At 69.1% G+C, this 21,769-nt stretch carries 24 protein-coding genes; 15 read left to right on the plus strand and 9 right to left on the minus strand.

Annotated elements, in window-relative coordinates:
• The first annotated feature begins 12 nt into the window (after positions 1-12).
• Both ACIHAO_RS35320 and ACIHAO_RS35325 read left to right on the plus strand, forming a co-directional pair.
• Positions 13-1,761: a serine/threonine-protein kinase gene (locus tag ACIHAO_RS35320; RefSeq protein ID WP_396565329.1), complete on the plus strand. Its 1,749-nt coding sequence runs from the start codon at positions 13-15 to the stop codon at positions 1,759-1,761.
• 11 nt (positions 1,762-1,772) lie between these two features.
• The gene (locus ACIHAO_RS35325; RefSeq protein ID WP_396565331.1) at positions 1,773-2,177 is read left to right on the plus strand and encodes an OsmC family protein; all 405 of its coding nucleotides are present in this window, start codon (positions 1,773-1,775) and stop codon (positions 2,175-2,177) included.
• Positions 2,178-2,251: 74 nt separating this feature from the next.
• Here the strand turns inward: ACIHAO_RS35325 and ACIHAO_RS35330 are convergent, their stop codons facing one another.
• From ACIHAO_RS35330 to ACIHAO_RS35340, 3 genes are all read right to left on the minus strand, one after another.
• On the minus strand, positions 2,252-2,605 hold the full coding sequence (locus ACIHAO_RS35330) for a hypothetical protein (RefSeq protein ID WP_007028272.1): 354 nt from the start codon (positions 2,603-2,605) through the stop codon (positions 2,252-2,254).
• 57 nt (positions 2,606-2,662) lie between these two features.
• Positions 2,663-4,720, minus strand: a complete 2,058-nt coding sequence (locus ACIHAO_RS35335; RefSeq protein WP_396565334.1) for an ATP-dependent DNA helicase — start codon at positions 4,718-4,720, stop codon at positions 2,663-2,665.
• A gap of 125 nt (positions 4,721-4,845) precedes the next feature.
• Complete coding sequence (locus tag ACIHAO_RS35340) at positions 4,846-5,436, minus strand: biotin transporter BioY (RefSeq protein ID WP_396565336.1); 591 nt, start codon at positions 5,434-5,436, stop codon at positions 4,846-4,848.
• A gap of 143 nt (positions 5,437-5,579) precedes the next feature.
• On the opposite strand from ACIHAO_RS35340, the gene ACIHAO_RS35345 reads away from it, so the two are divergent.
• On the plus strand, positions 5,580-6,248 hold the full coding sequence (locus ACIHAO_RS35345) for a choice-of-anchor P family protein (protein WP_396565338.1): 669 nt from the start codon (positions 5,580-5,582) through the stop codon (positions 6,246-6,248).
• A gap of 69 nt (positions 6,249-6,317) precedes the next feature.
• Here the strand turns inward: ACIHAO_RS35345 and ACIHAO_RS35350 are convergent, their stop codons facing one another.
• From ACIHAO_RS35350 to ACIHAO_RS35360, 3 genes are read right to left on the minus strand one after another with little or no spacing between them, the layout of a single operon-like run.
• Positions 6,318-6,971 (minus strand): bifunctional 4-hydroxy-2-oxoglutarate aldolase/2-dehydro-3-deoxy-phosphogluconate aldolase, encoded by a 654-nt coding sequence (locus tag ACIHAO_RS35350; RefSeq protein ID WP_396565340.1) that lies wholly within the window; start codon positions 6,969-6,971, stop codon positions 6,318-6,320.
• A complete protein-coding gene (locus ACIHAO_RS35355) occupies positions 6,968-7,543 on the minus strand; it encodes a nicotinamidase (RefSeq protein ID WP_007028267.1) in 576 nt (191 codons plus the stop codon). Before ACIHAO_RS35355 ends, ACIHAO_RS35350 begins: the two co-directional genes overlap by 4 nt.
• Positions 7,544-7,562: 19 nt before the next feature.
• A complete protein-coding gene (locus ACIHAO_RS35360) occupies positions 7,563-8,867 on the minus strand; it encodes a nicotinate phosphoribosyltransferase (RefSeq protein ID WP_396565342.1) in 1,305 nt (434 codons plus the stop codon).
• Positions 8,868-8,941: 74 nt separating this feature from the next.
• Here ACIHAO_RS35360 and clpS point away from each other — a divergent pair, with 74 nt between their 5' ends.
• From clpS to ACIHAO_RS35395, 7 genes are all read left to right on the plus strand, one after another.
• Positions 8,942-9,241, plus strand: coding sequence for an ATP-dependent Clp protease adapter ClpS (gene clpS / locus ACIHAO_RS35365; RefSeq protein ID WP_005165655.1), 300 nt, complete (start codon positions 8,942-8,944; stop codon positions 9,239-9,241).
• Complete coding sequence (locus ACIHAO_RS35370) at positions 9,238-9,795, plus strand: DUF2017 domain-containing protein (RefSeq protein ID WP_396565344.1); 558 nt, start codon at positions 9,238-9,240, stop codon at positions 9,793-9,795. The genes clpS and ACIHAO_RS35370 overlap by 4 nt, the downstream gene beginning before the upstream one ends.
• Entirely contained in the window at positions 9,792-10,784 is a 993-nt protein-coding gene (locus ACIHAO_RS35375) for a P1 family peptidase (protein WP_396565346.1), read from the plus strand. Before ACIHAO_RS35370 ends, ACIHAO_RS35375 begins: the two co-directional genes overlap by 4 nt.
• A 61-nt stretch (positions 10,785-10,845) precedes the next feature.
• The gene (locus ACIHAO_RS35380; RefSeq protein ID WP_016336788.1) at positions 10,846-11,262 is read left to right on the plus strand and encodes a Mov34/MPN/PAD-1 family protein; all 417 of its coding nucleotides are present in this window, start codon (positions 10,846-10,848) and stop codon (positions 11,260-11,262) included.
• A 72-nt stretch (positions 11,263-11,334) separates the two neighbouring features.
• Positions 11,335-11,607 carry a MoaD/ThiS family protein gene (locus ACIHAO_RS35385; RefSeq protein ID WP_005165659.1) on the plus strand — a complete coding sequence of 91 codons (273 nt, stop codon included), beginning with the start codon at positions 11,335-11,337 and terminating at the stop codon, positions 11,605-11,607.
• A gap of 3 nt (positions 11,608-11,610) precedes the next feature.
• Positions 11,611-12,561, plus strand: a complete 951-nt coding sequence (locus ACIHAO_RS35390) for a PLP-dependent cysteine synthase family protein (RefSeq protein ID WP_396565349.1) — start codon at positions 11,611-11,613, stop codon at positions 12,559-12,561.
• Between the two features lie 184 nt (positions 12,562-12,745).
• Entirely contained in the window at positions 12,746-13,459 is a 714-nt protein-coding gene (locus ACIHAO_RS35395) for an aspartate/glutamate racemase family protein (RefSeq protein WP_396565351.1), read from the plus strand.
• Here the strand turns inward: ACIHAO_RS35395 and ACIHAO_RS35400 are convergent.
• On the minus strand, positions 13,420-14,292 hold the full coding sequence (locus tag ACIHAO_RS35400) for an arylamine N-acetyltransferase (protein WP_396565353.1): 873 nt from the start codon (positions 14,290-14,292) through the stop codon (positions 13,420-13,422). The genes ACIHAO_RS35395 and ACIHAO_RS35400 overlap by 40 nt on opposite strands.
• 91 nt (positions 14,293-14,383) lie before the next feature.
• On the opposite strand from ACIHAO_RS35400, the gene ACIHAO_RS35405 reads away from it, so the two are divergent.
• From ACIHAO_RS35405 to rdgB, 5 genes are read left to right on the plus strand one after another with little or no spacing between them, the layout of a single operon-like run.
• The gene (locus tag ACIHAO_RS35405; RefSeq protein WP_396565451.1) at positions 14,384-15,040 is read left to right on the plus strand and encodes a rhomboid family intramembrane serine protease; all 657 of its coding nucleotides are present in this window, start codon (positions 14,384-14,386) and stop codon (positions 15,038-15,040) included.
• Positions 15,037-15,843, plus strand: a complete 807-nt coding sequence (gene murI / locus ACIHAO_RS35410; protein WP_125785071.1) for a glutamate racemase — start codon at positions 15,037-15,039, stop codon at positions 15,841-15,843. Before ACIHAO_RS35405 ends, murI begins: the two co-directional genes overlap by 4 nt.
• A 30-nt stretch (positions 15,844-15,873) precedes the next feature.
• Positions 15,874-16,641 (plus strand): MBL fold metallo-hydrolase, encoded by a 768-nt coding sequence (locus tag ACIHAO_RS35415; RefSeq protein ID WP_396565356.1) that lies wholly within the window; start codon positions 15,874-15,876, stop codon positions 16,639-16,641.
• 23 nt (positions 16,642-16,664) lie between these two features.
• Positions 16,665-17,441 carry a ribonuclease PH gene (gene rph / locus ACIHAO_RS35420; RefSeq protein ID WP_125785069.1) on the plus strand — a complete coding sequence of 259 codons (777 nt, stop codon included), beginning with the start codon at positions 16,665-16,667 and terminating at the stop codon, positions 17,439-17,441.
• Positions 17,438-18,043, plus strand: coding sequence for an RdgB/HAM1 family non-canonical purine NTP pyrophosphatase (rdgB, locus tag ACIHAO_RS35425; protein WP_396565359.1), 606 nt, complete (start codon positions 17,438-17,440; stop codon positions 18,041-18,043). The genes rph and rdgB overlap by 4 nt, the downstream gene beginning before the upstream one ends.
• 53 nt (positions 18,044-18,096) lie before the next feature.
• Here rdgB and ACIHAO_RS35430 read toward each other — a convergent pair whose 3' ends face one another.
• A complete protein-coding gene (locus ACIHAO_RS35430) occupies positions 18,097-21,270 on the minus strand; it encodes an NACHT domain-containing protein (RefSeq protein WP_396565361.1) in 3,174 nt (1,057 codons plus the stop codon).
• Between the two features lie 2 nt (positions 21,271-21,272).
• A complete protein-coding gene (bcp, locus tag ACIHAO_RS35435; RefSeq protein ID WP_396565363.1) occupies positions 21,273-21,749 on the minus strand; it encodes a thioredoxin-dependent thiol peroxidase in 477 nt (158 codons plus the stop codon).
• Between the last annotated feature and the right edge of the window lie 20 nt (positions 21,750-21,769).

Genomic DNA, 21,769 nt, shown 5'->3' on the forward strand with positions numbered 1-21,769 from the left:
TATACTCCCCATATGGGTGACCGGCTGATCGCCGGGCGCTATCGCTTGGAGGAGCGGATCGGCGCCGGGGGTATGGGCGTGGTCTGGCGTGCCACCGATCTGGACCTCGGCCGGGTCGTCGCCCTCAAGCGTTCGCAGGCCGGGGACAGCGGCCAGATCCGGCGCGAGGCGCGGATCGGCGCGGGTCTGCATCATCCGAACGTCGTCACCGTCTTCGACGCCGTGATCGACGGTGACGACCGCTGGCTCGTCATGGAGTACCTGCCTTCGCGCAACCTCGCCGACGTCATCGACACCGACGGGCCGCTGTCACCCGGCAAGGTGGCGAAGATCGGCGTCCAGCTCGCCGCCGCGCTCGCGGCGATGCACGAGAAGGGCATGGTCCACCGCGACCTCAAACCGGGCAACGTCCTGGTGGCCGACGACGGCACCGCCAAACTCACCGACCTCGGCATCGCGCAGTGGGCGGAGGTGACCCGCACCGGCGGCGGCCTCGACGTCGGCACTCCCGGCTACGTCGCGCCCGAAATGGCCGAAGGGCGCCAGGCGGGCGCCGCGGCGGACGTGTTCTCGCTCGGCGCGACCCTGTTCGCCGCCGTCGAGGGCACTTCGGTGTGGGGAGACGCGAGCGTCGGGCCGTTCGTCCAGCTCCGGCGGGCGACGTCGTACTCCCTGGAGCCGATCCGGCGGGCGGGACCGCTGGCACCGGTGCTGACCGAACTGCTGCGCCGCAAACCCGCCGGCCGTCCGGACGCCGTCCGCGCGGCCGAGCTGCTGTCCGGAATCGCGGATGTCGCCGTTCCCGTGCGGGCACGGCGGTTCCGGGTGACCAGGCGGGCCATGGCGATCGGCGCCGTCGCGGCGGTGCTGGTGCTGCTCGGAGGGCTGCTCTACGCCACGAGGGAACCGGCGTCGATGGCGGCCACACCGCCCGTCGATTCGATCGGTGACCGACGGACGGCGGATCCGTGCGCGCTGGTGGATCCGGCCGTGCTGAAGCATCTCGGGACGCCCGAACCGGACACCGCCGGTGGCAACTTCAACTCCTGCGGTGTCCTGCTGCGCCTGAGCCCCGACGAGGAGGACATCGTCGACATCCGGCTCGAACTGACGACGCCGACGTCACCGTTGCTGGACAAGCCGGCACCAGGGCACCTGATCGTGCGCGAGATCCCGAGCGACTCCGAAGACAAATGCGCGCGGGGTATCCCGCTGCCGGACGGCAACCAGGTGTGGGTGCACGCCCGGCACATCCGGAACTGGCACGCGCATCTGTGCGATTACGTCGATCCGGTGGCCACGCACGCGGCGGACGTGCTGAACCGGGAGCCGGTCGAACGGCGTCCAGCTCCGTTCCCCGCCGATTCGCTCGGAAGCCTCGACGCCTGCGCGCTGGGCGGGACCCTGCCGCAGGCGATCGTCGGCGGCCCGGCCAGGCCGGATCCGGTCTTCGGCAACTGGGAGTGCTACTGGAACCATCGCGAGACGGAGGTGACGATCCGGTTCGAGCGGGAGCGGGCGCCGTTCGAAGACGACGGCAGGCGCGTCGCTCTCGGATCGCGGGAGGCCTTCGTCGAGATCTCGCCGGAGTGGGAGGCTTGCCAGGCCGAGATCCCGCACCGGACCTTCACCGGCAACGGTCGTGCCATGATCGAGACGGTGGAGATCTACGTCGCGGACAAGGTCAAGAAGCCGCAGGAGATGTGCCCGGCCGCGGAACGGCTCGCCGGCGAGATCGCCCCCAGGCTGCCGCCACTCTGAAAGGGAAAACCGTGTCCTTGGAAGTCCAGCGCGACGGTGAGCACCGCTTCGTCGGCCGCAACGAACGCGGCGCTGAGGTCGTGATCGGCCGCAAGGGCGCCGAGGGCGCCTTCTCGCCGGCCGAACTGCTTCAGATCGCGGCGGCGGGCTGCTCGGCCGTCACCGCCGAGAACCTCATCACGCGCCGGATCGGCGAGGACTCGAAGTTCCGGGTCGGCGTGACCGCGGACAGGCGCGAAGGCGCTTCGGAGCTCGACGCGGTCCATGTGGCTTTCGACGTCGACGTGTCTTCTCTGCCCGCTTCGGAGCGCGAGGCGCTCGCGGCGGCGGTGGACCGGGCCATCGAGCGGCTGTGCACGGTGAGCCGGACGTTGAAGAAGGGCGTCCCGGTCACGGAGAGCTTCCCGGTCGAGTAGGTCGTCCTCGCGTGCAATGAAGGGGCCTTTCATAGCAAAATTCGCTATGAAAGGCCCCTTCATTGCACTTGGGCTCAGTGTTTGGCGGCGTGACCTTCGGCGCTCCAGACCACGTACGCCTCGTCGGCGTCGGTGGTCATGGCCTCGATGAACTTTTCGTTGTCGAAGCCGGGCAGCGTCTGGAGCCGCTCGATCAAGGCGTCGGCGGCCGGGTCGCCGCTGGGGATCGCGGTGCCCTTCCCGTCGGCGCCCGCGAGCATGAAGAAGACGTCTTCTTTCCACGGGCCTTCAGGGATCACTCTGACCACCACCGCGGACAGCTCGGACCACGTGACGGCTTCCTCGCTTCCGTCCGCGAGCTGGCGCCGCACTCCGGTGTCATCGACGCTGACGGTCCGGGATTGTGCGTTGGGCGACTCGTGGGACAACCGGTTCTCCCTGTCTTCGGCGTTCCGTTAACGGTACTCGGCCGTGTTCCAGGCCACTCAGGCCGGGGCGGCGGCGTCGAGGCGGCGCAGCGCGTCGCGGGCGACCTTCGGATCCATGGTCGGCCAGAACGGCGGCAGCGAGGCGCGGAGGAATCCGCCGTAGCGGGCGGTGGCCAGCCGCGAGTCCAGGATCGCCACGACGCCGCGATCGGTGACCGAACGGTGCAGCCGTCCGGTGCCCTGTGCGAGCAGCAGCGCGGCGTGCGTGGCCGCGACGGTGAGGAAACCGTTGCCGCCCCTGGCTTCCACGGCCCGCTGCCGCGCCGACGAGACCGGATCGTCCGGGCGGGGGAACGGGATCCTGTCGACCACCACGAGCTGGAGTGACGGACCGGGCACGTCGACGCCCTGCCACAACGACAGCGTGCCGAACAGGCAGGTGCGCGCGTCCTCGGAGAACTTCTGCACCAGCAGACCGGTGGAATCGTCGCCCTGGCAGAGAATCGGCAGGTCGAGCCGCTCCCGCATCTCCTCGGTGGCCTGCTTCGCCGCGCGCATCGAGGAGAACAGGCCGAGCGTGCGCCCGCCGGCGGCCTCGATCAGCTCGGCCAGCTCATCCATGGTCGAGGGCTGCAATCCGTCCCGTCCCGGCGGCGGAAGATGCTTGGCCAGGTAGAGAATGCCGTTGCGTTTGTGGTCGAACGGGGAGCCGACGTCGAGGCCGGTCCACTTCGGGCCGTCGGCATCGTCGCTGTCGGCGGGAGCGGCCTTGTCCGTCGCCGCGCCAGGTGCCTTCTCCACCCTCGCGCCGCCGGGCGGGAGACCCCACTGGCGGGCCATGGTGTCGAACGTGCCGCCCAAGGTCAGCGTCGCCGACGTGAGGACGGTGGTGTGCTGGTTGAAGACCCGCTCCCGCAGCAGCCCGGCGACACCGAGCGGGGCGACCTTCAGCGCGTGCGGACGCGGGTTCGTGGAGAAGTGGTCCCCGGTCAGCCACACGACGTCGCGCTGATGCGCCTTGTCGTCGTCGAAGGCCTCGAGCAGCCGGACGGCGGTGTCGTGGACCTCTTCGAGCAGCGACCGCGCCAGTTTGCGGGCCGTGGCCTCGTCGACGTCCTCTTTCCGGTCCTTGCCGAGCGCGGTGAGGCAGCGGTGCGCGGCGTCGCGGACCGCGGGGATCGCGCCGGTGAGGGCCTGGGGCAGCGAGTCCATGCGGCCCGACGGCAGGTCGTCGAGGATCAGGGCCAGCCCGTCGCTCGCCTCCAGCAACTGGTCGGCCACTTCGTCGTCGACCAGTTTGCCGCAGCGCCGTGCGGCGGCTGAGACCATGCCGCTGGTCAGCTCGCCGGTCGCCACGGAGGTCACGCGGTCCACGAGGTCGTGCGCCTCGTCGATGATCACGAGGTCGTGTTCGGGGAGCACCTGGTAGCCCTGTAAGGCGTCGATCGCCAGCAGCGCGTGGTTGGTGACCACGACATCGGCCTTGCCCGCCTCGGCGCGGGACCGTTCGGCGAAGCAGTCCGTGCCGATGGGGCAGCGCGAGGCGCCCAGGCATTCCTTGGCCGTGACGGACACCTGCCGCCACGCCTGATCCGACACGCCCGGGACCAGCTCATCGCGGTCGCCGGTTTCGGTGTCGGACGACCATTCCCGCAGCCTCGTGACCTCCTTGCCGAGCCGGGACACGGCGAACGGGTCGAACAACTGCTGGTCTTCCGGCTCGTCCGGGGCGCCGGAATCGAGCCGGTGGAGGCAAAGGTAGTTACGGCGGCCCTTGAGGATCGCGAAGGTCGGCTCGCGGCCGAGGGGCTTCTTCAGCGCCTTCGCCAGCCGGGGGAGGTCTCGGTCGACCAGCTGGCGCTGCAGGGCGATGGTGGCCGTGGAGACCACGACCGTGGCCTCCTTCTCGACCGCGTGGCGGATCGCGGGAACGAGGTACGCCAACGACTTCCCGGTGCCCGTGCCCGCCTGGACGGCCAGGTGCTCGCCGGTGCGGATGGCGCGGCCGACGGCGTCCGCCATCTGCACTTGGCCCTCGCGCTCGGCACCACCCACGGACTCGACCGCGTGGGTCAGGAGTTCGAGGACACCGGGGAAGTCAGCACGGGAAGGCACGGGACAAGACGATAGCCGGGGGCACCGTCAAGATCGTCCGCCCCGTGCAATGAAGGGGCCTTTCATAGCAAAATTTGCTATGAAAGGCCCCTTCATTGCAGCTCGTGGGGCCGTGAAAGGACCGGTCACGACTCCTTGCGGAAGCGGGAGACGAGCGCCCAGGTGCCCGGAAGCAGCGCGGCCGCGACGGCGATCTTCAGCGCGTCCCCGATGAGGAACGGCACGACGCCCTTCGCCAGCGCGGTCGACAGGCTGACGTCCAGCGAGGCCGCCAGCCACGGCACGCCGAAGGAGTAGATGACGAGGTTGCCCAGCACCATCGTCCCCGCCATGCGCAGCGGCGTGCGGTCGCCGCCGCGGCCGGCGAGCGCGCCGACCAGTGCGCCGGCGAAGACGAACCCGACGATGTAGCCGGCGCTGGCGCCGAACAGGCCCGACGAGCCGTCCTGGAACCAGCCGAAGCCGGCCGCGCCGACGGCCAGGTACAGCGCCATCGACAGCGCGCCGCGCTTCCAGCCGAGCGCGGCGCCGACCAGCAGGGCGGCGAACGTCTGGCCGGTCATCGGCACCGGCGAGCCGGGCACCGGGAGCAGGATCTGCGCGGCCGCGCCGGTCAGGGCGGCACCACCGGCGACCAGGACCGCGTCGCGGACGAGGGCACCGGGAACGAGGTCGGCGAGGACCGGACGGGGGCCGGCCACGGACAGCGAAGACACTCAGACCTCCTATGAGTACACGAATGTGAACCGAGGTTAACGCCAGACGGCGGGCGGCGGACCGAATGTCGGGCACCTCACGATCCACTCGACCGGGTGGCATGACCCTGCACGGGAAAGGCAGGTGGTGGAGGCTGCCGGACATGAAGAAACCCGTTTCGAGGCTGTTGTCGGTGACGTTGCTGACCGGGGCGCTGGTGACGGGAGGAGGACCGGCGATCGCGTCGGCCGACCCCGCGCCCGCGACGGCGGCCGCGTCGGTCGGTTCGCTCGATGTGGAGATCGGCGACGAGCACGTGGTCACCGGCGAGCTGGCGCCGTGCGACGTCGACGGCCCCTTGAGCGCGACGACCAAGGGCGGCGCCACCGGCGACTTCGCCCGGTTCGGCGGCGGTGAGTCGCGCTGCGGCCGGAACGGTGCGGTGGCCGTCGCCGAGGCGGCCGGGCGGCGATTCGAGACCACGCTGCTCAAACGGTTCGGCGGCCCGGTGATCAAGGTCCGCACGTTCATGGCGAAATGCAGCACCACCAAGGACGGCAGCCTCGGCTACATCGAGTTCGGCGACGTCTCCGGGTTCACGTTGCCGGAGAACATCCCGCAGAACTACCGGCTGACCATCGCCGGCGGAAAGGGCGGGACGGCGCTGGCGTCGCTGACGGTCAACGAGACCGTCACGCCGACGCCGCCCGACGGCAGCCTCGTGACGCACATGCTGCACATCAAGCTGTTCCCGCAGGGCGGCGGCCCGGCGAAGGGCGACATCTACCTCGGGACCGCGCGCTGCGACCCGTACGGCAAGAAGAAGCCCTGACCCCCCGCGATTCGTCACCTACTTGCGGAGATCGAAGATCGCAAGTAGGTGACGAATCGCGGGCGGGTGTCAGAGGCGCGAGACGTACTTCGCGGCCGCCGCGACGAACTCACTCGCCCGGGTGGCCAGGTCCGTCAGCGACCCGCTCGAGGTGAGGGCGTCGCCGAGAAGCGGCGTCGCGGCGGCGACGGCGATCGAGCCCGCATCGAGGTACTTCCCGACGTCGGCGAGGTGGACGCCGCCGGTCGGCACCAGCGGGATGTCCGGCATCGGCGCCCGGATCGCCCGCAGGTAGGCGATCCCGCCGACGGCCGCGATCGGGAACACCTTCACCGCCGCCGCGCCGAGACGCCACGCCTGGTCGATCTCGGTCGGCGTCAGGGCGCCGCAGATCACCGGCAGCCCGCGTTCGTGCGCGCGTTCCATGACCAGCGGGTTCACCGTGGACGTGACCAGGAAGGTCGCGCCGGCGTCCGCCGAGATGTCCACATCGGACACTTCGCGCACGCTCCCGGCGCCGATGTGCGCGTCGTCGCCGAGCTTCTTGCGGATGGTCTTGATGGCGTCGGTGGCACCCGGCGTGGTCAACGCCGCTTCGAGCACCCGCACCCCGGCGGCGTGCAGCACCGTGGCCGCGTCGGCGAACCGGCTCGCGTCCGCGGCTCGCAGGATCGCGACGAGCCGGTTTTCGATCAGGGTGTCCTGGAGGCCGTGCTGGATCATGCGGCGGGGACCGGCGCCTTCCCGGTGTAGGTCACGCCCGCCTCGTCGAAGTCCTTGAGCGCGGCGTCGACGGTCGGCTGCGAGCCGCCGACCGTGAGGTCCAGCAGCACCCGGACCTTGAAGCCCGCCTTCGCCGCGTCGAGCGCCGTCGCGCGGACACAGAAGTCGGTCGCGATGCCGACGACGTCGACCTCGGTGACGTCGTGCTCCTTCAGCCACGCGTCGAGCGTCTTGCCGTCGCGCGCGTTGCCCTCGAAACCGGAGTACGCGGCGGTGTACTCGCCCTTGGAGAAGACCTCGCTGATCGGGACCACGTCGAGCGCGGGGTGGAACGACGCGCCGGACGTGCCCGCGACGCAGTGACGCGGCCAGCTGTCCTTGAAGTCCGGCGTCTCGCTGAAGTGGTCGCCCGGATCGATGTGGTAGTCGCGGGTGGCGACGACGTGCGCGTAGCCACCTTCCGCGGCCTGCTTGGAGATCGCTTCGGCGGCGGCTGCGCCACCCGGCAGGCCGAGCGACCCGCCTTCGCAGAAGTCGTTCTGCACGTCGACCACGATCAAGGCGGTCCCCATGTGTTGCTCCTGAGTCTCGTTAGACGAATACGGTCGGGATGGCGGGCTCCCCGTGCGAGAGCTTGAGGCCTTCCCACGGAAGGCTCACCAGCGCCCGCCGAAGCCGCTGGCGCGCGTCGTCCAGCGTGGGCAGATCATCCACCGTCCGGCCGTCCCGGACCAGCGGAATCTGCAATTCGTGGTCGTTCGGTCCCCGTTCCGGGACCTGCGAGGTGGCCGTCCAGATCACCTCTTCGACGGCGGTGCCGGTCTCTCGGTGCCGCCGCAGCGCGGATTTCCGGCCACCGCGGGACTCCTTGTGCGCGCTGCGCTTGGCGACCGGCCTGCCGTCGACGTCCACGAGCTTGTAGACCATCCCGGCGGTCGGCGCGCCGGAACCGGTGACGACCGAGGTCCCGACGCCGTACGCGTCGACTGGTTCCGCGCGGAGCGCCGCGATGGCGTGTTCGTCGAGGTCGCCGGACACCACGATGCGGGTGTCCTTGGCGCCGAGCGCGTCCAGCTGCTCGCGGGCCCTGCGCGCCAGCGGGCCGACGTCGCCGGAGTCGATGCGGATCGCGCCCAGTTCGGTCCCGGCCACCCGGACGGCCGTTTCGATGCCCTTGGTGATGTCGTAGGTGTCCACCAGGAGGGTGGTGTCGGTGCCCATCTTGTCCACCTGCGCGCGGAACGCCGCCTCTTCGCTGTCGTGCAGCAACATGAACGCGTGCGCGACGGTGCCCCGCGTCGGGATGCCGTACCGGCGGCCCGCTTCGAGGTTGGAGGTCGTGGCGAACCCGGCGAGGTACGCGGCCCGCGCGGCGGCGACGGCGGCGTACTCGTGCGTGCGGCGCCCGCCCATTTCGATGATCGGCCTGCCGTGCGCGGCGCCCGACATCCGTGCCGCCGCGGACGCGATCGCGCTGTCGTGGTTGAGGATCGAGAGGATCAGCGTCTCCAGCACGACGGCCTCGCCGAAGGAGCCGGTGACGGTCAGGATCGGGGAGCCGGGGAAGTAGAGCTCGCCCTCGGGGTAGCCGTCGATGTTCCCCGAGAAGGAGTAGTCCGCGAGCCACGAAAGGGTGGCGTCGTCGACGACCGCCGTCGCTTCCAGCTGACTCAGCTCGGCGTCGGTGAACCGGAAGTCCGCGATCGAGTCGAGGACCCGCCCGGTGCCCGCGACGACGCCGTAGCGGCGGCCGTCCGGCAGACGACGTGCGAAGACCTCGAAGACGCATGGCCGGTCCGCGGTCCCGTCGGACAGGGCGCTGGCCAGCATGGTCAGCTCGTAGTGGTCGGTGAGCAGCGCGGTGCTGGCGCCAGTGGCCGCCTCGGGGAAACCCATGGCACCAGCCTATTCACCCACATGGCCGGACCTGCCAGCCCATACCGGAACAGGCCCGTGACACCATGGAGTGCATGTCCACGCCTGTCGCATCCGAGCAGACGCAGGTTGATCCACAGGGAGTAGAGGTCGTCTCTGAGGACAAACCCTGGCGGACGGTCGTCTGGAACGATCCGGTGAACCTCATGTCGTACGTGACGTACGTGTTCCAGAAGCTGTTCGGTTACAGCCGGGACCACGCGACGAAGCTGATGCTCGACGTACACCAGAAGGGCAAGGCGATCGTGTCCTCCGGTTCCAAGGAGAAGGTGGAGACCGACGTCGCGAAACTCCACGCCGCCGGTCTCTGGGCGACGATGGAGCAGCCTTCATGAACGGATGGCGCCGCAAGGGCGAGACCATCGTCGCGGGGTTCGAGCAACAGGAGGCCGCGGTCCTGCGCGGTCTGGTCAGCCAGCTGGAGGACATGCTCACCGCGCGCGCCGAGGAGGCGCCGCAGGACGAGCTGGCCGAGCTGACCGGTATCCGGATGGGCCCGACCGAATCGCCGGACGATCCGGTGCTTTCCCGGTTGCTGCCGGACTTCCACAAGCTCGACCCGGACAACCCGACCCGCGAGGACATCGACTCGGCCGCCGCGATGCGGTCGATCCACGAGCCCGAACTGCTGGACAAGAAGGTCGGCGTCGCCAAGATCGTGCTGGACACGCTGCCGCGTGACGGCGGGAACGTGCGGCTGACCTTCGAGCAGGCCGACGCCTGGCTCGGCGCGCTCAACGACGTCCGGCTCGCGCTGGGCACCGCGCTCGACGTCACCGAAGACATGCCCGACGAGCTGCCCGAGGACGATCCGCGTGCGCCGCATCTCGGCGTCTACCACTGGCTGACCTGGGTGCAGGAGACCCTCATCCAGTCACTGACGTCATGATCACCGACGTGCCGGGGGTGCTGGTCGGGCATCACGAGCGGGTCGGCGACGGCTGGGCGACCGGGACGACGGTCGTGCTGGTCCCCGGCGGCGCCGTCGGAGCCGTCGACCAGCGCGGCGGCGCGCCCGGCACCCGCGAGACCAACCTGCTGGAGCCGGAGAACCTGGTCCAGCACGTCAACGCGATCTGCCTGTCCGGCGGGAGCGCGTACGGCCTGGCCGCGGCGGACGGCGTCATGCGCTGGCTCGCCGAGCGGAACCTGGGCATCCCGGTCGGGACCGAACCGCACGAGGTGGTGCCGATCGTGCCCGCCGCGGTGCTGTTCGACCTGCCGCGCGGCGACTGGGGAAACCGGCCGGACGCCTCTTTCGGCTATGAGGCCTGTGAAGCGGCTGTCGCCGGCCCGGTCGGGCTGGGGACCGTCGGTGCGGGCGCCGGGGCGAAGGCGGGATCACTCAAGGGTGGGATCGGGACCGCTTCGGAGAAGGTCGGGGAGTTCACCGTCGGCGTCGTCGCCGCCGTGAACGCCGCCGGCGAGGCCGTTGACCTCTCGACCGGCCGCGCGTTCGCGGCGGATCACGAGGTCGACGGCGAATTCGGCGTCCGCTGGCCCGATCGGCCCGGCGATGTCGAGGCGAAGGCGTCGGGGCTCAACACGACCATCGGCGTGGTCGCGGTCGACGCGGCGCTGTCCAAGGCGGAGGCGCGACGGCTCGCGGTGGCCGCGCAAGACGGTCTCGCCAGGGCGGTCCGCCCGGCGCACACGATGTTCGACGGCGACACGGTGTTCGCGCTGGCGACCGGTGACCGGGAGCTGCCCGGTGGCGCCGGGCCCGTCGCGGCGACCCGGCGCGCGATGGTGCTGGACACGCTCTGCTCGGCGGCCGCGCGGGTGTTCGGGCGGGCGATGGTGCACGGCGTGCTCAACGCCACTTCCGCCGGGGATATGCGCGCGTACCGCGACGTCTGGCCCGAAGCCTTCTCCTGACCGGGCGTGGTCCGAGTGGCGGCAATCTCAGAGTATGGACCCGCCCCGTCCAGCACCTAAGATGGGCGACGTGCTCCGGATCCGCCGTGAACTCGTCGACGAGATCGTCGCCCATGCCCGTCGTGACCATCCCGATGAGGCGTGCGGGGTGATCGCCGGTCCCGAGGGATCGGACAGCCCCGAGCGGTACATCCCGATGCTGAACGCGGCGCGCTCGCCCACGTTCTACGAGTTCGACTCGGGTGACCTGCTCAAGCTCTACCGCGAGATGGACGCCAACGACGAGGTGCCGGTGGTCATCTACCACTCGCACACCGCGACCGACGCCTACCCGTCCCGCACCGATGTCTCGTACGCCTCGGAACCCGACGCGCACTACGTGCTCGTTTCCACGAAGGACCCCGATTCGCATCAGTTCCGGTCGTACCGGATCGTGGACGGGGAGATCACCGAGGAGCCCGTCGAGATCATCGGCTGAACCCGGCCCCGGGAATAACCCGGCCCGGACCGAACGTCTGCGTAGCAGAGAACCCACCGGAGGTAGAAAACCATGGCCGTGACCGTGTCCATCCCGACCATCCTGCGTACGCACACCGGCGGCGAGAAGTCCGTCGAGGCGACCGGCAAGACCGTGCTCGAGGTGATCGACGACATCGAGTCCCGCCACGGCGGCCTCAAGGCCCGCCTGGTCAAGGAAGAGAAGCTGCACCGGTTCGTCAACGTCTACGTCAACGACGAGGACGTCCGCTTCTCCGGCGGCCTCGAAGCCGAAGTCAAGGACGGCGACACCCTGACCATCCTGCCCGCCGTGGCCGGTGGCTGATCGATGGCTCGCTACGAGTCGCTGCTCGACACGCTCGGCGGCACCCCGCTGGTCGGTCTTCCCCGGCTTTCGCCCACCCACGACGTGCGGTTGTGGGCGAAACTGGAGGACCGCAACCCGACCGGCTCGATCAAGGATCGCCCCGCGCTGGCGATGATCGAGGCCGCCGAGCGTGAAGGCATCCTCCGGCGCGGCTCCACGATCCTGGAGCCGACCTCCGGCAACACCGGGATCTCGCTCGCCATGGCCGCGAAGCTCAAGGGCTACGGGCTGGTGTGCGTGATGCCGGAGAACACCTCCACCGAACGCAAGCAGCTGCTGCAGGCGTACGGCGCGCGGATCGTCTTCTCCCCGGCCGCCGGCGGGTCCAACGAGGCCGTGCGCCGCGCGAAGGAACTCGCCGAGGCGAACCCGGAATGGGTCATGCTCTACCAGTACGGCAACCCGGCCAACGCCGACGCGCACTACCGCGGCACCGGGCCCGAACTGCTCAAGGACCTGCCGACGCTGACGCATTTCGTCGGCGGCCTCGGCACCACCGGCACCCTGGTCGGCGTCGGGCGTTACCTCCACGAGGCGAAGCCGGACGTGCAGATCATCGCGGCCGAACCGCGCTACGGCGAGCTGGTGTACGGCCTGCGGAACCTCGACGAGGGCTTCGTCCCGGAGCTCTACGACGCGAGCGTGCTCAACGGCCGGTTCTCCGTCGGCGCGTACGACGCGCTTCGCCGGACACGCGAGCTGCTGGAGCACGAAGGCATCTTCGCGGGGATCTCGACCGGCGCCGTGCTGCACGCGGCGCTGGCCGTCGCCGAGAAGGCCGCCGCTTCGGGCAAGCCCGCCGACGTGGCCTTCGTGGTCGCCGACGCGGGGTGGAAGTACCTCTCGACGGGCGCGTACTCGGGCTCGCTCGACGAAGCGGCCGAAAGGCTCGACGGGCAGCTCTGGGCCTGACTCTGGTTTTCGGGATGTCATGAAAGGGTCGTTCAGGACGTTTTTTGTCCTGAACGACCCTTTCATCACATTTGGGGCCGACGCGCGGCCGCAACGATCGCGACTGCAATGAAGGGGCCTTTCATAGCAAAATTTGCTATGAAAGGCCCCTTCATTGCAGCGGGGCGCTGGCACGATGGCGGGCATGAAGGTCATCGGGCTGCTGGGCGGGATGAGCTGGGAATCGTCGGCCGAGTACTACCGGCTGGTCAACGAGCGCGTCCGTGAGCTGCGCGGCGGCTACCACTCCGCGCGCACCGTGCTGTACTCCGTGGACTTCGCCGAAATCGAAGCGATGCAGGCCGAAGGCCGCTGGGACGAGGCCGGGCGGGAACTGAACACGGCCGCCCGCGGCCTCGAAGCCGCCGGAGCGGACTTCGTGGTCCTCTGCACCAACACGATGCACAAGGTCGCCGACCGGCTCACGGACGGCCTGGGTATCCCGCTCCTGCACCTCGCCGACACCACGGCCGCCGCGATCAAGGCAGGCGACATCAAAAGGGTCGGACTCCTGGGCACCGGTTTCACCATGGCCCAGCCGTTCTACCGCGAACGTCTCGCCGCGCACGGCCTCGACGTGCTCGTCCCGGACGAGAAAGACCGCGAGACGGTGCACCGGGTCATCTACGACGAACTCGTCCACGGCGTCGTCACCGAGGGCTCCCGTGAGCGGTACCGCGAGGTCATCGCGAGGCTTGTCGAGGCGGGCGCGGAAGGCGTCGTCTACGGGTGCACCGAGATCGAGTTGCTCGTCGGTCCCGAAGACAGCCCGGTGCCCACCTTCCCCACCACGAGGCTGCACGCCGAAGCGGCCGTGGATTACGCGCTGGGCGAGGCCTCACTCCCTCCGGCGGTGTGACGCTCGTGCTGGGAGACGGCCTGCCGCCACAGCCTGTCCTGTTCTTCACCGGTGAAACCGGCGCGAGGCACGCCGAAGACGTCCTCGATCGCCGACCACCATTCGGCCGGTGACTCCAGCACCGTCTTGCCGCCCGGCAGACCGCTCAAGGTCAGCGCGCGCAGCGAATCCACGCCCTCGGCGTCGCGCCGCTGCAACACCAGCGTGCGGACGAAGCCGGACTCCGCGGACGTGGACAGCTCGACGTGCTTTTCGGCGAAGTCCGCCATCACGGCCGCCTCCGGCGCGAAATCCATCCCGATGAAACTGCCCTGCGGATCGTGGTCGAAGCGCCAGCCGCCGGGCGTGACGTCCGAAGCCCGTATGCGGAACACCAGCGGCCCCTGTTTGTACTCGCCTTCACGCAGCGGGAGCGGCTCGTGGATGCCGTCCCCGAGCCCCACGTCGACCAGCCAGCCGACCTCGGGAGTCTCCGGCAGCCCGGTCACCGTCAGCGCGAGGTGGTTGAGGTGGATCCCGGCGGGATCTCCCGGGAGCTGCGCCCCGCTCGGATGCCGGGTGACCTGGTAACCGAGCGCCCGCAGCAGCGCCGAGAACGCGCCGTTGAGGTGATAGCAGTAGCCGCCGCGACCGGTGACGATCCGGCTGAACGACACCGCGGGATCCAGCGAGGTCACCCGGCCGAGCTGGACCTCGAAATCCTCGTACGGCACCCGCTCCACATGCGCCGCGTGGAGCCGGAAAAGCGCGTCGAGGCCCGGCGGCTCCTGCTCGAGGCCGAGTCGCGCGAGGTAGGCGGGCACGTCGACGTGCTCGGAAGAAGAAGTCCCCATGTGCTCGACGGTAGCGGCCCCCACCGACAATTCAGGGTTCTCACGGAGGCGATCCCGCCGCTCGCCGTCGTAGCCTGGGGAGGTGACCCCTTTGCCTCCCCAGCCGGTCCCGGCGAGCGAGCCCGGTACGGACCCGGCCAAACGCGTCCTGCCGCCGAACCCGAAGGCCGCCGCGATCGTCGCGCTGGCCTTCACCGCGCTCCTCTACCTGGTCGAACTGGTCGACGTCGTGCTGCCCGCCGACCTCGACCAGAGCGGCGGCATCGTCGCCCGTGAGATCTCCGATCTCGACGGCGTGATCTGGGCGCCGTTGCTGCACGCGGGCTGGGGGCATCTGTTCTCCAACACCGTCCCGGTGCTGGTGTTCGCCTTCCTCGCGATGTCCGCGGGCATCGGCCGGTGGGTGCTGGTCACCGCGATCATCTGGGTGCTCTCCGGCGTCGGCGTCTGGCTGATCGCGCCGAGCGGCACGGTGACCGTTGGCGCTTCGGGCGTCGCCTTCGGCTGGCTCGCGTTCCTGCTGGTCCGCGGCATTTTCAACCGCGCTGTCGGGCAGATCCTGGTGGCCGTGGTGCTGCTGGGCATCTGGAGCGGGATGCTCTGGGGCCTGCTTCCGGGCACTCCGAACGTCTCCTGGCAGGGCCACCTGTTCGGCGCGCTGTCCGGGGTCTTCGCGGCCTGGGTGATGGCGCGGATGGACAGGTCCCAAGCCAGGAAGGCGACCGGTCCCGGTAGCCTCGCCGGGTGACCAAGCCGAGCGCCGACGCCCCGATCGGCGTCTTCGATTCCGGAGTGGGCGGGCTCACCGTCGCCAGGGCGATCCTGGAGCAGTTGCCCGGTGAGCAGTTGCGCTACGTCGGCGACACCGCCCGCAACCCGTACGGTCCGCTTCCCATCGCGACGGCACGCCAGTACGCGCTGGAAGCACTGGACGACATCGTCGACGGCGGGGTGAAGGCGCTGGTCATCGCGTGCAACACGGCTTCCGCCGCCTGCCTTCGCGACGCGAGGGAGCGCTACGACGTCCCCGTGATCGAGGTCGTCCTCCCGGCCGCGCGGCGGGCCGTTTCCGCCACGCGTTCCGGCCGCATCGGGGTGATCGGCACCGAGGGCACCGTCCGGTCCCGCGCCTACGACGACGCCTTCAACGCCGCACAGGACGTCGAGATCACCAGCGTCGCGTGCCCGCGGTTCGTGGACTTCGTCGAACGCGGGATCACCACCGGGCGCCAGGTGCTGGGGCTCGCGCAGGGCTATCTGGAACCACTGCTGGACGCGCAGGTCGACACGCTGGTCATGGGCTGCACGCACTACCCGTTGCTGTCCGGGGTGCTGCAGATCGTCATGGGCCAGGACGTCACGCTGGTGTCCAGCGCCGAGGAAACCGCGCGTGACCTCGTGCGCGTCCTCACCGAGGCCGACCTCCTGGCCGAGCGCGACACCCCGCCGCGGCACGAGTTCGTCGCCACCGGATCCGCCGAGCCGTTCACGAGGCTCGCTCAGCGGTTCATGGGTTTCGCTCCGGGTGTGCTGGCTCCCACCAGCGCGTAAAAACGCCGATTCCGTGCTTAAGGTGTCACAGTGCGTCTCACGATCCTCGGCTGCTCCGGCAGCATCCCCGGGCCCAACGCCGCCGCGTCCGGCTATCTGATCGAGGCGGACGGGTTCGTCCTGGGGCTCGAACTCGGCAACGGGACGCTCGCCAGGTTGCAGGCCCTGCGCGACCCGTTCGATCTGGACGCGCTGATCCTTTCTCACCTTCATCCCGATCACTGCGCCGACGTCAGCGCGCTCACCGTGCTGCGGCGCTACCACCCCGAGCTGCCGTATCCGGCGAGGCCGCGACGGCTGCCGGTGTACGGGCCCTCGGATGTGCACGAGCGGCTCGCCCACGCCTACGCGGCGAACGAGGCGGAGCGGGCGACCACCGATCTCTCCGACGTCTTCGCCTTCGACGTCCTGCGGGAAAGCACCATGGAGATCGGGCCGTTCGAGGTCACCGCGGTCCCGGTCGACCATCCGACCCCGGCGTTCGGCCTGCGCGTTTCGCACGGCGGCAAAACACTCGCCTACACCGGTGACACCGGCGTCTGCGACACCTTGACCGACCTCGCCGGCGGCGCCGACGTTCTGCTGTCCGAAGCGTCTTGGACCGACTCGCCCGACCGGCCTCCGGGCGTCCATCTGTCCGGCAAGGAAGCGGGAGAGCTGGGCCGTAAGGCGGGGGTGGGGCGGCTGCTGCTCACCCACGTCGCGCCCTGGACCGACCGCGACGTGGTCCTCGCCGAGGCGGCCATCGCGTTCCCCGAGGCCGAGCTGGTCGAGCAGGGCGCCGTCTACGACCTCTGACGCGGGGTTCTAGAGTGGCGGCCGTGGCGAGAAAAGACGGCAGGAACGACGACCAGCTTCGCGACATCAAGATCACCCGCGGCTTCCAGCGGTGGCCCGCGGGCTCGGTGATGATCGAGTTCGGCGACACCCGGGTGCTGTGCGCGGCGAGTGTCACCGAAGGCGTCCCCCGCTGGCGGGCAGGCTCCGGCCTCGGCTGGGTCACCGCCGAGTACGCGATGCTGCCGTCGGCGACCAACACCCGCAGCGATCGCGAATCCATCAAAGGCCGCGTCGGCGGCCGCACGCACGAGATCTCCCGGCTGATCGGCCGGTCCCTGCGCGCCTGCATCGATCTGGCGGCGCTGGGGGAGAACACGATCGTCATCGACTGTGACGTCATCCAGGCCGACGGCGGCACCCGCACGGCCGCGGTGACCGGCGGCTACGTCGCACTCGCCGACGCCGTCACCTGGCTCGGCGCTGCGGGCCGCCTCGCCGACCCGCAGCCGCTTTCGGCCTCGGTCGCGGCGGTGAGCGTGGGCGTCGTCGACGGCCGTGTGCGCCTCGACCTGCCGTACGAAGAGGACTCGCGCGCGGAGGTCGACATGAACGTCGTCGCCACCGACGCGGGCACCATGATCGAGGTGCAGGGCACCGGTGAGGGCGCCACCTTCGCGCGGTCCACTTTGGACACGATGCTGGACATGGCGCTCGCGGGTTGCGAAGAGCTGACCCGGCTCCAGACCGAAGCCCTCGCGTTGCCGTATCCCGGCGAGCTTCCCGAGCCGCGCCCGGACAAGAAGAAGGGCGCGAAGTGACCAAGCTGCTTCTCGCCACCCGCAACGCGAAGAAGCTCGGCGAACTCCGGCGCATCCTGGTGGCGGAGGGGATCGAGGGCATCGAGGTCATCGGACTCGCCGACGTCCCCGAGTTCCCCGAAGCGCCCGAAACCGCTCCGGACTTCGAAGGCAACGCGCTCGCGAAGGCGCAGGACGCGGCCGCCGCGACCGGTCTCCCGGCCATCGCCGACGACTCCGGCATCTCCGTCGACGCGCTCAACGGCATGCCGGGCGTGCTTTCGGCCCGCTGGTCGGGCAAACACGGCGACGACGAGGCGAACCTGGACCTCGTCCTGGCGCAGCTGTCCGACACCCCCGACGAGCGCAGGGGCGCGGCCTTCGTCTGCGCGGCCGCGCTCGTCGTCCCCGGTGGCGACGAAACCGTCGTACGCGGGGAATGGCGCGGCACACTGATCCGGGAACGCCGGGGTGCCAACGGATTCGGCTACGACCCGATCTTCGTGCCCGAGGGTGGGACGCGGACTTCGGCTGAGCTGGAACCGTCCGAAAAGGACGAAGCTTCGCACCGGGGGAAGGCGTTGCGGGCGTTGCTGGGAGAGCTTCGGAAGCTGGCTGGTTGAGCTGGTCGTGGGTGGCGTTTCGGGTTCTGACCCGAAACGTCACTCACGACTCGTCAGCGGATCACCGTCACGCCGGGGCCGAGTTCGTCCAGGCCGGTCACTTTGCCCGCATGGCGCAGGTGAAGAGTTATTTCCAGCTCCGCCAGCGGGCTGACGTCCAGTAAGGTCTTGTTGGCCACCACGGCCAAGTACTTCAACGTGGGATGCGCGGCGAGTGGTCGCAGATCAGTCCGCCTGCACAAAGTGATGTGAAGTGCGATCAGAGGCAAGTCGGCCAAACAGGCGATGTCGCCTGTCATCATGGAACTGAGCCTGAGATGGTTCAACCGCGGGAAGGTTTCAGCGAGAATCTGTGGAGTGATTCCTGAACTTTCGTTCGCGTATATCGCCAGATCATCGATGTCGGGCAGTTGACGGGTCGCCCGAAGGGTACGCGCGGAGCATTCCCATATCGACAAGCTTTTGAGTGATTTCATCGACGCGAGTGCGTCGAGACTGGGGACCGACTGCAACCGGTCGAGAGACAGGTCTCTCACCTGTGACAGCTTCCCGATCGCGTCGAGCCCTCGCCACGGTGTGTCGCGAAAGAGTGTCAGTTCTTCGAGCTTCTCCAAGGACTTCAGGACTCGCAGACCCGTGTATTTCTTCGCGAAGAGCAGGCTGATTTTCGTCAGCTCCGGGTGTTCCGCCAGTGGCGCCAAGTCCACGACCGTCTTGTCGTCGAAGGTGATGTCCAGCTCGCGCAGGGCAGGCGCTCCGGAAATCAACCCGAGGTCGACGTGTTCCTCCGAAGTGGGCAGATCCACCGAGAGATGAGTGAGATGGTGAAGCAGCTTCGCATGGGGAACCAGCCTGCCGGCGCGAGCCCGCGCTTTTCCTTTCCGCAAGGGTGAATCGGCGAGGACTTCTTTGGCGAACCGTTCCGGGTCGAAGTATTGCCATGCCTCACTGAGTTGCTCTTGGACTCCCTCCCGGTCGTCCCGGGCGTAGGTGCGCAGAAGCGGGAGAGCGTCGTCGCCCGCGGTGAGCGTGGCCGCCCGGACGGTCGCGGCGGCGGCCGCGTCGCTGAGCCCGTCGATGGTTTCCGGGAGATAGCGCAGGAGCCGGGGGCCGACAGACGCGAGAGACGGGGTTTCGCGAAGGTCGCGTGGCGGGACGAGATGTACTCGGATGACCTGTTCGACCCGTTCGATCACCGCCGGATCGACGTTGCTGACGGTTTCCAAGCAGGCCGCCGCGAGCAGCCGCAAGCGACGGGTGTGCCGTGACTCGGCTTCGGCGCGATCGAGGATCTCGGTGAGCAGCTTGTCGGCCTGATGGTGTTTGGCGTGACCGCAGGCCATGATCACGGTCTCGCGCCAGGTGTCCCGATGCGCGTTCGCGATCAGGGTGTCCAGATAGCGTGCCTCGGTGGCTTCGTTGGCGGCGAGGAACTCCTGGAAGGTCCGGTGCACGAAGTTCACCCGGCCGCTCACCGGTTCTCGCAGGACTCCGCTGCGTTCGAGGAGATGCGCCAAGACTTCTTCGGGGCTGTGGTCGACATGAGGCAGCCAGCGCAGCCGATAGGCGATGTGCTCCAGGACTTCGTCCTTCGGCAGTTCCACCTTGCCGCCCGAGGTGAGCCGCCAGGCCAGATGCCCGAGCAGGATCTGCTTCTGCTGTTCGGTGAGCAGGACGGTGATGTTGCGCGCGGTGTCCCGCATGTGCAGCAACATCGACAGCGCCTTGCGGTACAGGTCCATCCGGTCACGCGGCAGTTCCGAGCGGTGCGCCCAGTTCAACGCGCACAACATCGAGCAGAGCAACGGACTCGAGGCGAGCGTGCGCAGATGTGGACGGTTGTTCAGCTGGCTCAGCAGCCGTCGCCGTGCACCGTCGAGATCTTCTTCCGGGCGGACCGAAACGGCCGCCTCGTGCCATTTGTCGACGAGGGCGTGGATGTCGGTGGGACTCATCGGTTCCAGCAGAACGGAACCGAAGCCTTCCTGGTACAGCCAACGATGGTCGGCGGCCGCGCTCCGCGAGGTGACGACGAACCGTGCCTCCGGATATGTCAACCCGAGTTCCTGGAGCCAGTCTTTGACCTTCCGGCGGCGAGGCGCTTCGACCTCGTCGACACCGTCGACCAGGATCATCGCCTTCCCGCTTCGCAGCACACGGTCCGCCCAGTTGGCGGGTGCGCGTCCGGCGAGCGTGGGGGCGGCGTGGGCCACGAAGTGCTCGGCGCCGGGGAGCTCGCCGGAGGTGAAGCTCCGCAGCCGGATCGGGAACGGGACGAATCCGTTCCAGGACGACAGCTTCCCGGTGAATCGGCTGCCCGCGGCGCTGATCGCGAGCCAGTTCAGCAGGGTGGTCTTGCCGGAACCCGCTTCGCCTCGGACCAGTATCCGATGCTCTTCGCCGATCGCGCTCTCCGCCCGCATCGTCGTGCCGTCGCGGCGACCGGGGTGCTTCTCGAACCAGTCTTTCGGCCGGTCGTCGTCGCGCGATCTTTCCGAGGAGACGGAAAGGCTGAGGTAGGCGACCGTCAGCGGTAGCGTTGGCTGGTCGTCCTTGGTCAGCCCGAGCAGGTCGAGCTTGTCCAGCTTCCGCGCGATCAGGCTCAAATACTCGGCCCGGAACTCCTCGTCATGGTTGGTCCCGGTCGGTGCGGTGAGGCTCGTTTTCGGGATCCGCGCGAGGAGTTGGTCCAGCTGGTCCGACTGGCGGGACAGGCGTCCCAAGATTTCGGCGAGCGTTGCCGGCTGGAACGACGGCAGATGCCGCACCACCAGCACGAGGTGACGGCATGCCTGGTCCAGCGCCAGTTCGTACAGGTCCGCCGCCCGCTCGGCGAGCAGGGCCGAGCGAGCGGGGAACTGTTCGCGGACGCGCCGGGCCAGGAGTTCCGGGTCGGCGTCGTCCGCCAAGAGGGCTTCATCGGAGAGATCGACCTTGCCGAGCGTGTCCTCGACAGCGAGGAACGCCGCGGTGATCTCGTTCTCAGGCAGTGTCGAGAACCGTGCGGTGAGAACCGGCTTCAGCTCCTCGGCCACCTGCAGGCCGATCGTCTCCACCAGGTTCTCGAGCTTGCGTTTCTCCAGCGGCCCCTTGAGTTCGTCGGTCGCCAGTTCGGCGAGGCTCGACTCGCGCTCGGTCTTCTTACGCCGTCGTCGCAGCCAGGATTTCGCCGCGTGCGTGGCGATACTGCCGCCCAGTTTGAGTGCGGGTCCCTCCAGCCCCGTCATCGTCAGGACGCCAGGGAAAGGTCCCGGAGAAGCTTCGCGACGTGGCCGGTGGCGCGCACGTTGTACTGCGCCACGGCGATCTTGCCCTCGGGGTCCACGACGAACGTCGAGCGGATGACGCCTTCGTAGACCTTGCCGTAGTTCTTCTTCTCGCCGAAGGCGCTGTACGCCTTGAGCGCGGTCTTTTCCGTGTCGGACAGCAGCGGGAAGGTCAGCCCTTCCGCCTCGACGAACTTCGCGAGCTTGGCGGGCTTGTCCGGCGAGATGCCGAGCACGCGGTAACCGGCGTCGTTGAGCTGCGCGAGGCTGTCCCGGAAGTCGCACGCCTGCTTCGTGCAGCCTGGCGTGCCGGCGCTCGGGTAGAAGTACACGACGACCGATTCGCCGCGGAAGTCGCTGAGCTTGACGTCGTTGCCCTCACTGTCGGGGAGGGTGAAGTCGGGCGCTTTGTCGCCGGGGGAGAGTCGCTGCTCGGTCATGACGCACACGGTAGCGAACC

The sequence above is a fragment of the Amycolatopsis sp. NPDC052450 genome (assembly GCF_044547565.1).
Lineage (GTDB): Bacteria > Actinomycetota > Actinomycetes > Mycobacteriales > Pseudonocardiaceae > Amycolatopsis.

Bases quoted from the DNA above. Each gene is read 5' to 3' on its own strand.
- ACIHAO_RS35350 (WP_396565340.1), bottom strand. From the start codon at position 6,971: ATGATCCAGCACGGCCTCCAGGACACCCTGATCGAAAACCGGCTCGTC.
- ACIHAO_RS35380 (WP_016336788.1), top strand. From the start codon at position 10,846: ATGGGCGACGTGCTCCGGATCCGCCGTGAACTCGTCGACGAGATCGTC.
- ACIHAO_RS35400 (WP_396565353.1), bottom strand. From the start codon at position 14,292: ATGGGGACTTCTTCTTCCGAGCACGTCGACGTGCCCGCCTACCTCGCG.
- ACIHAO_RS35390 (WP_396565349.1), top strand. From the start codon at position 11,611: ATGGCTCGCTACGAGTCGCTGCTCGACACGCTCGGCGGCACCCCGCTG.
- ACIHAO_RS35360 (WP_396565342.1), bottom strand. From the start codon at position 8,867: ATGGGTTTCCCCGAGGCGGCCACTGGCGCCAGCACCGCGCTGCTCACC.
- ACIHAO_RS35320 (WP_396565329.1), top strand. From the start codon at position 13: ATGGGTGACCGGCTGATCGCCGGGCGCTATCGCTTGGAGGAGCGGATC.
- ACIHAO_RS35395 (WP_396565351.1), top strand. From the start codon at position 12,746: ATGAAGGTCATCGGGCTGCTGGGCGGGATGAGCTGGGAATCGTCGGCC.
- ACIHAO_RS35375 (WP_396565346.1), top strand. From the start codon at position 9,792: ATGATCACCGACGTGCCGGGGGTGCTGGTCGGGCATCACGAGCGGGTC.
- ACIHAO_RS35355 (WP_007028267.1), bottom strand. From the start codon at position 7,543: ATGGGGACCGCCTTGATCGTGGTCGACGTGCAGAACGACTTCTGCGAA.
- ACIHAO_RS35430 (WP_396565361.1), bottom strand. From the start codon at position 21,270: ATGACGGGGCTGGAGGGACCCGCACTCAAACTGGGCGGCAGTATCGCC.
- clpS (WP_005165655.1), top strand. From the start codon at position 8,942: ATGTCCACGCCTGTCGCATCCGAGCAGACGCAGGTTGATCCACAGGGA.
- ACIHAO_RS35345 (WP_396565338.1), top strand. From the start codon at position 5,580: ATGAAGAAACCCGTTTCGAGGCTGTTGTCGGTGACGTTGCTGACCGGG.
- bcp (WP_396565363.1), bottom strand. From the start codon at position 21,749: ATGACCGAGCAGCGACTCTCCCCCGGCGACAAAGCGCCCGACTTCACC.
- ACIHAO_RS35370 (WP_396565344.1), top strand. From the start codon at position 9,238: ATGAACGGATGGCGCCGCAAGGGCGAGACCATCGTCGCGGGGTTCGAG.
- ACIHAO_RS35385 (WP_005165659.1), top strand. From the start codon at position 11,335: ATGGCCGTGACCGTGTCCATCCCGACCATCCTGCGTACGCACACCGGC.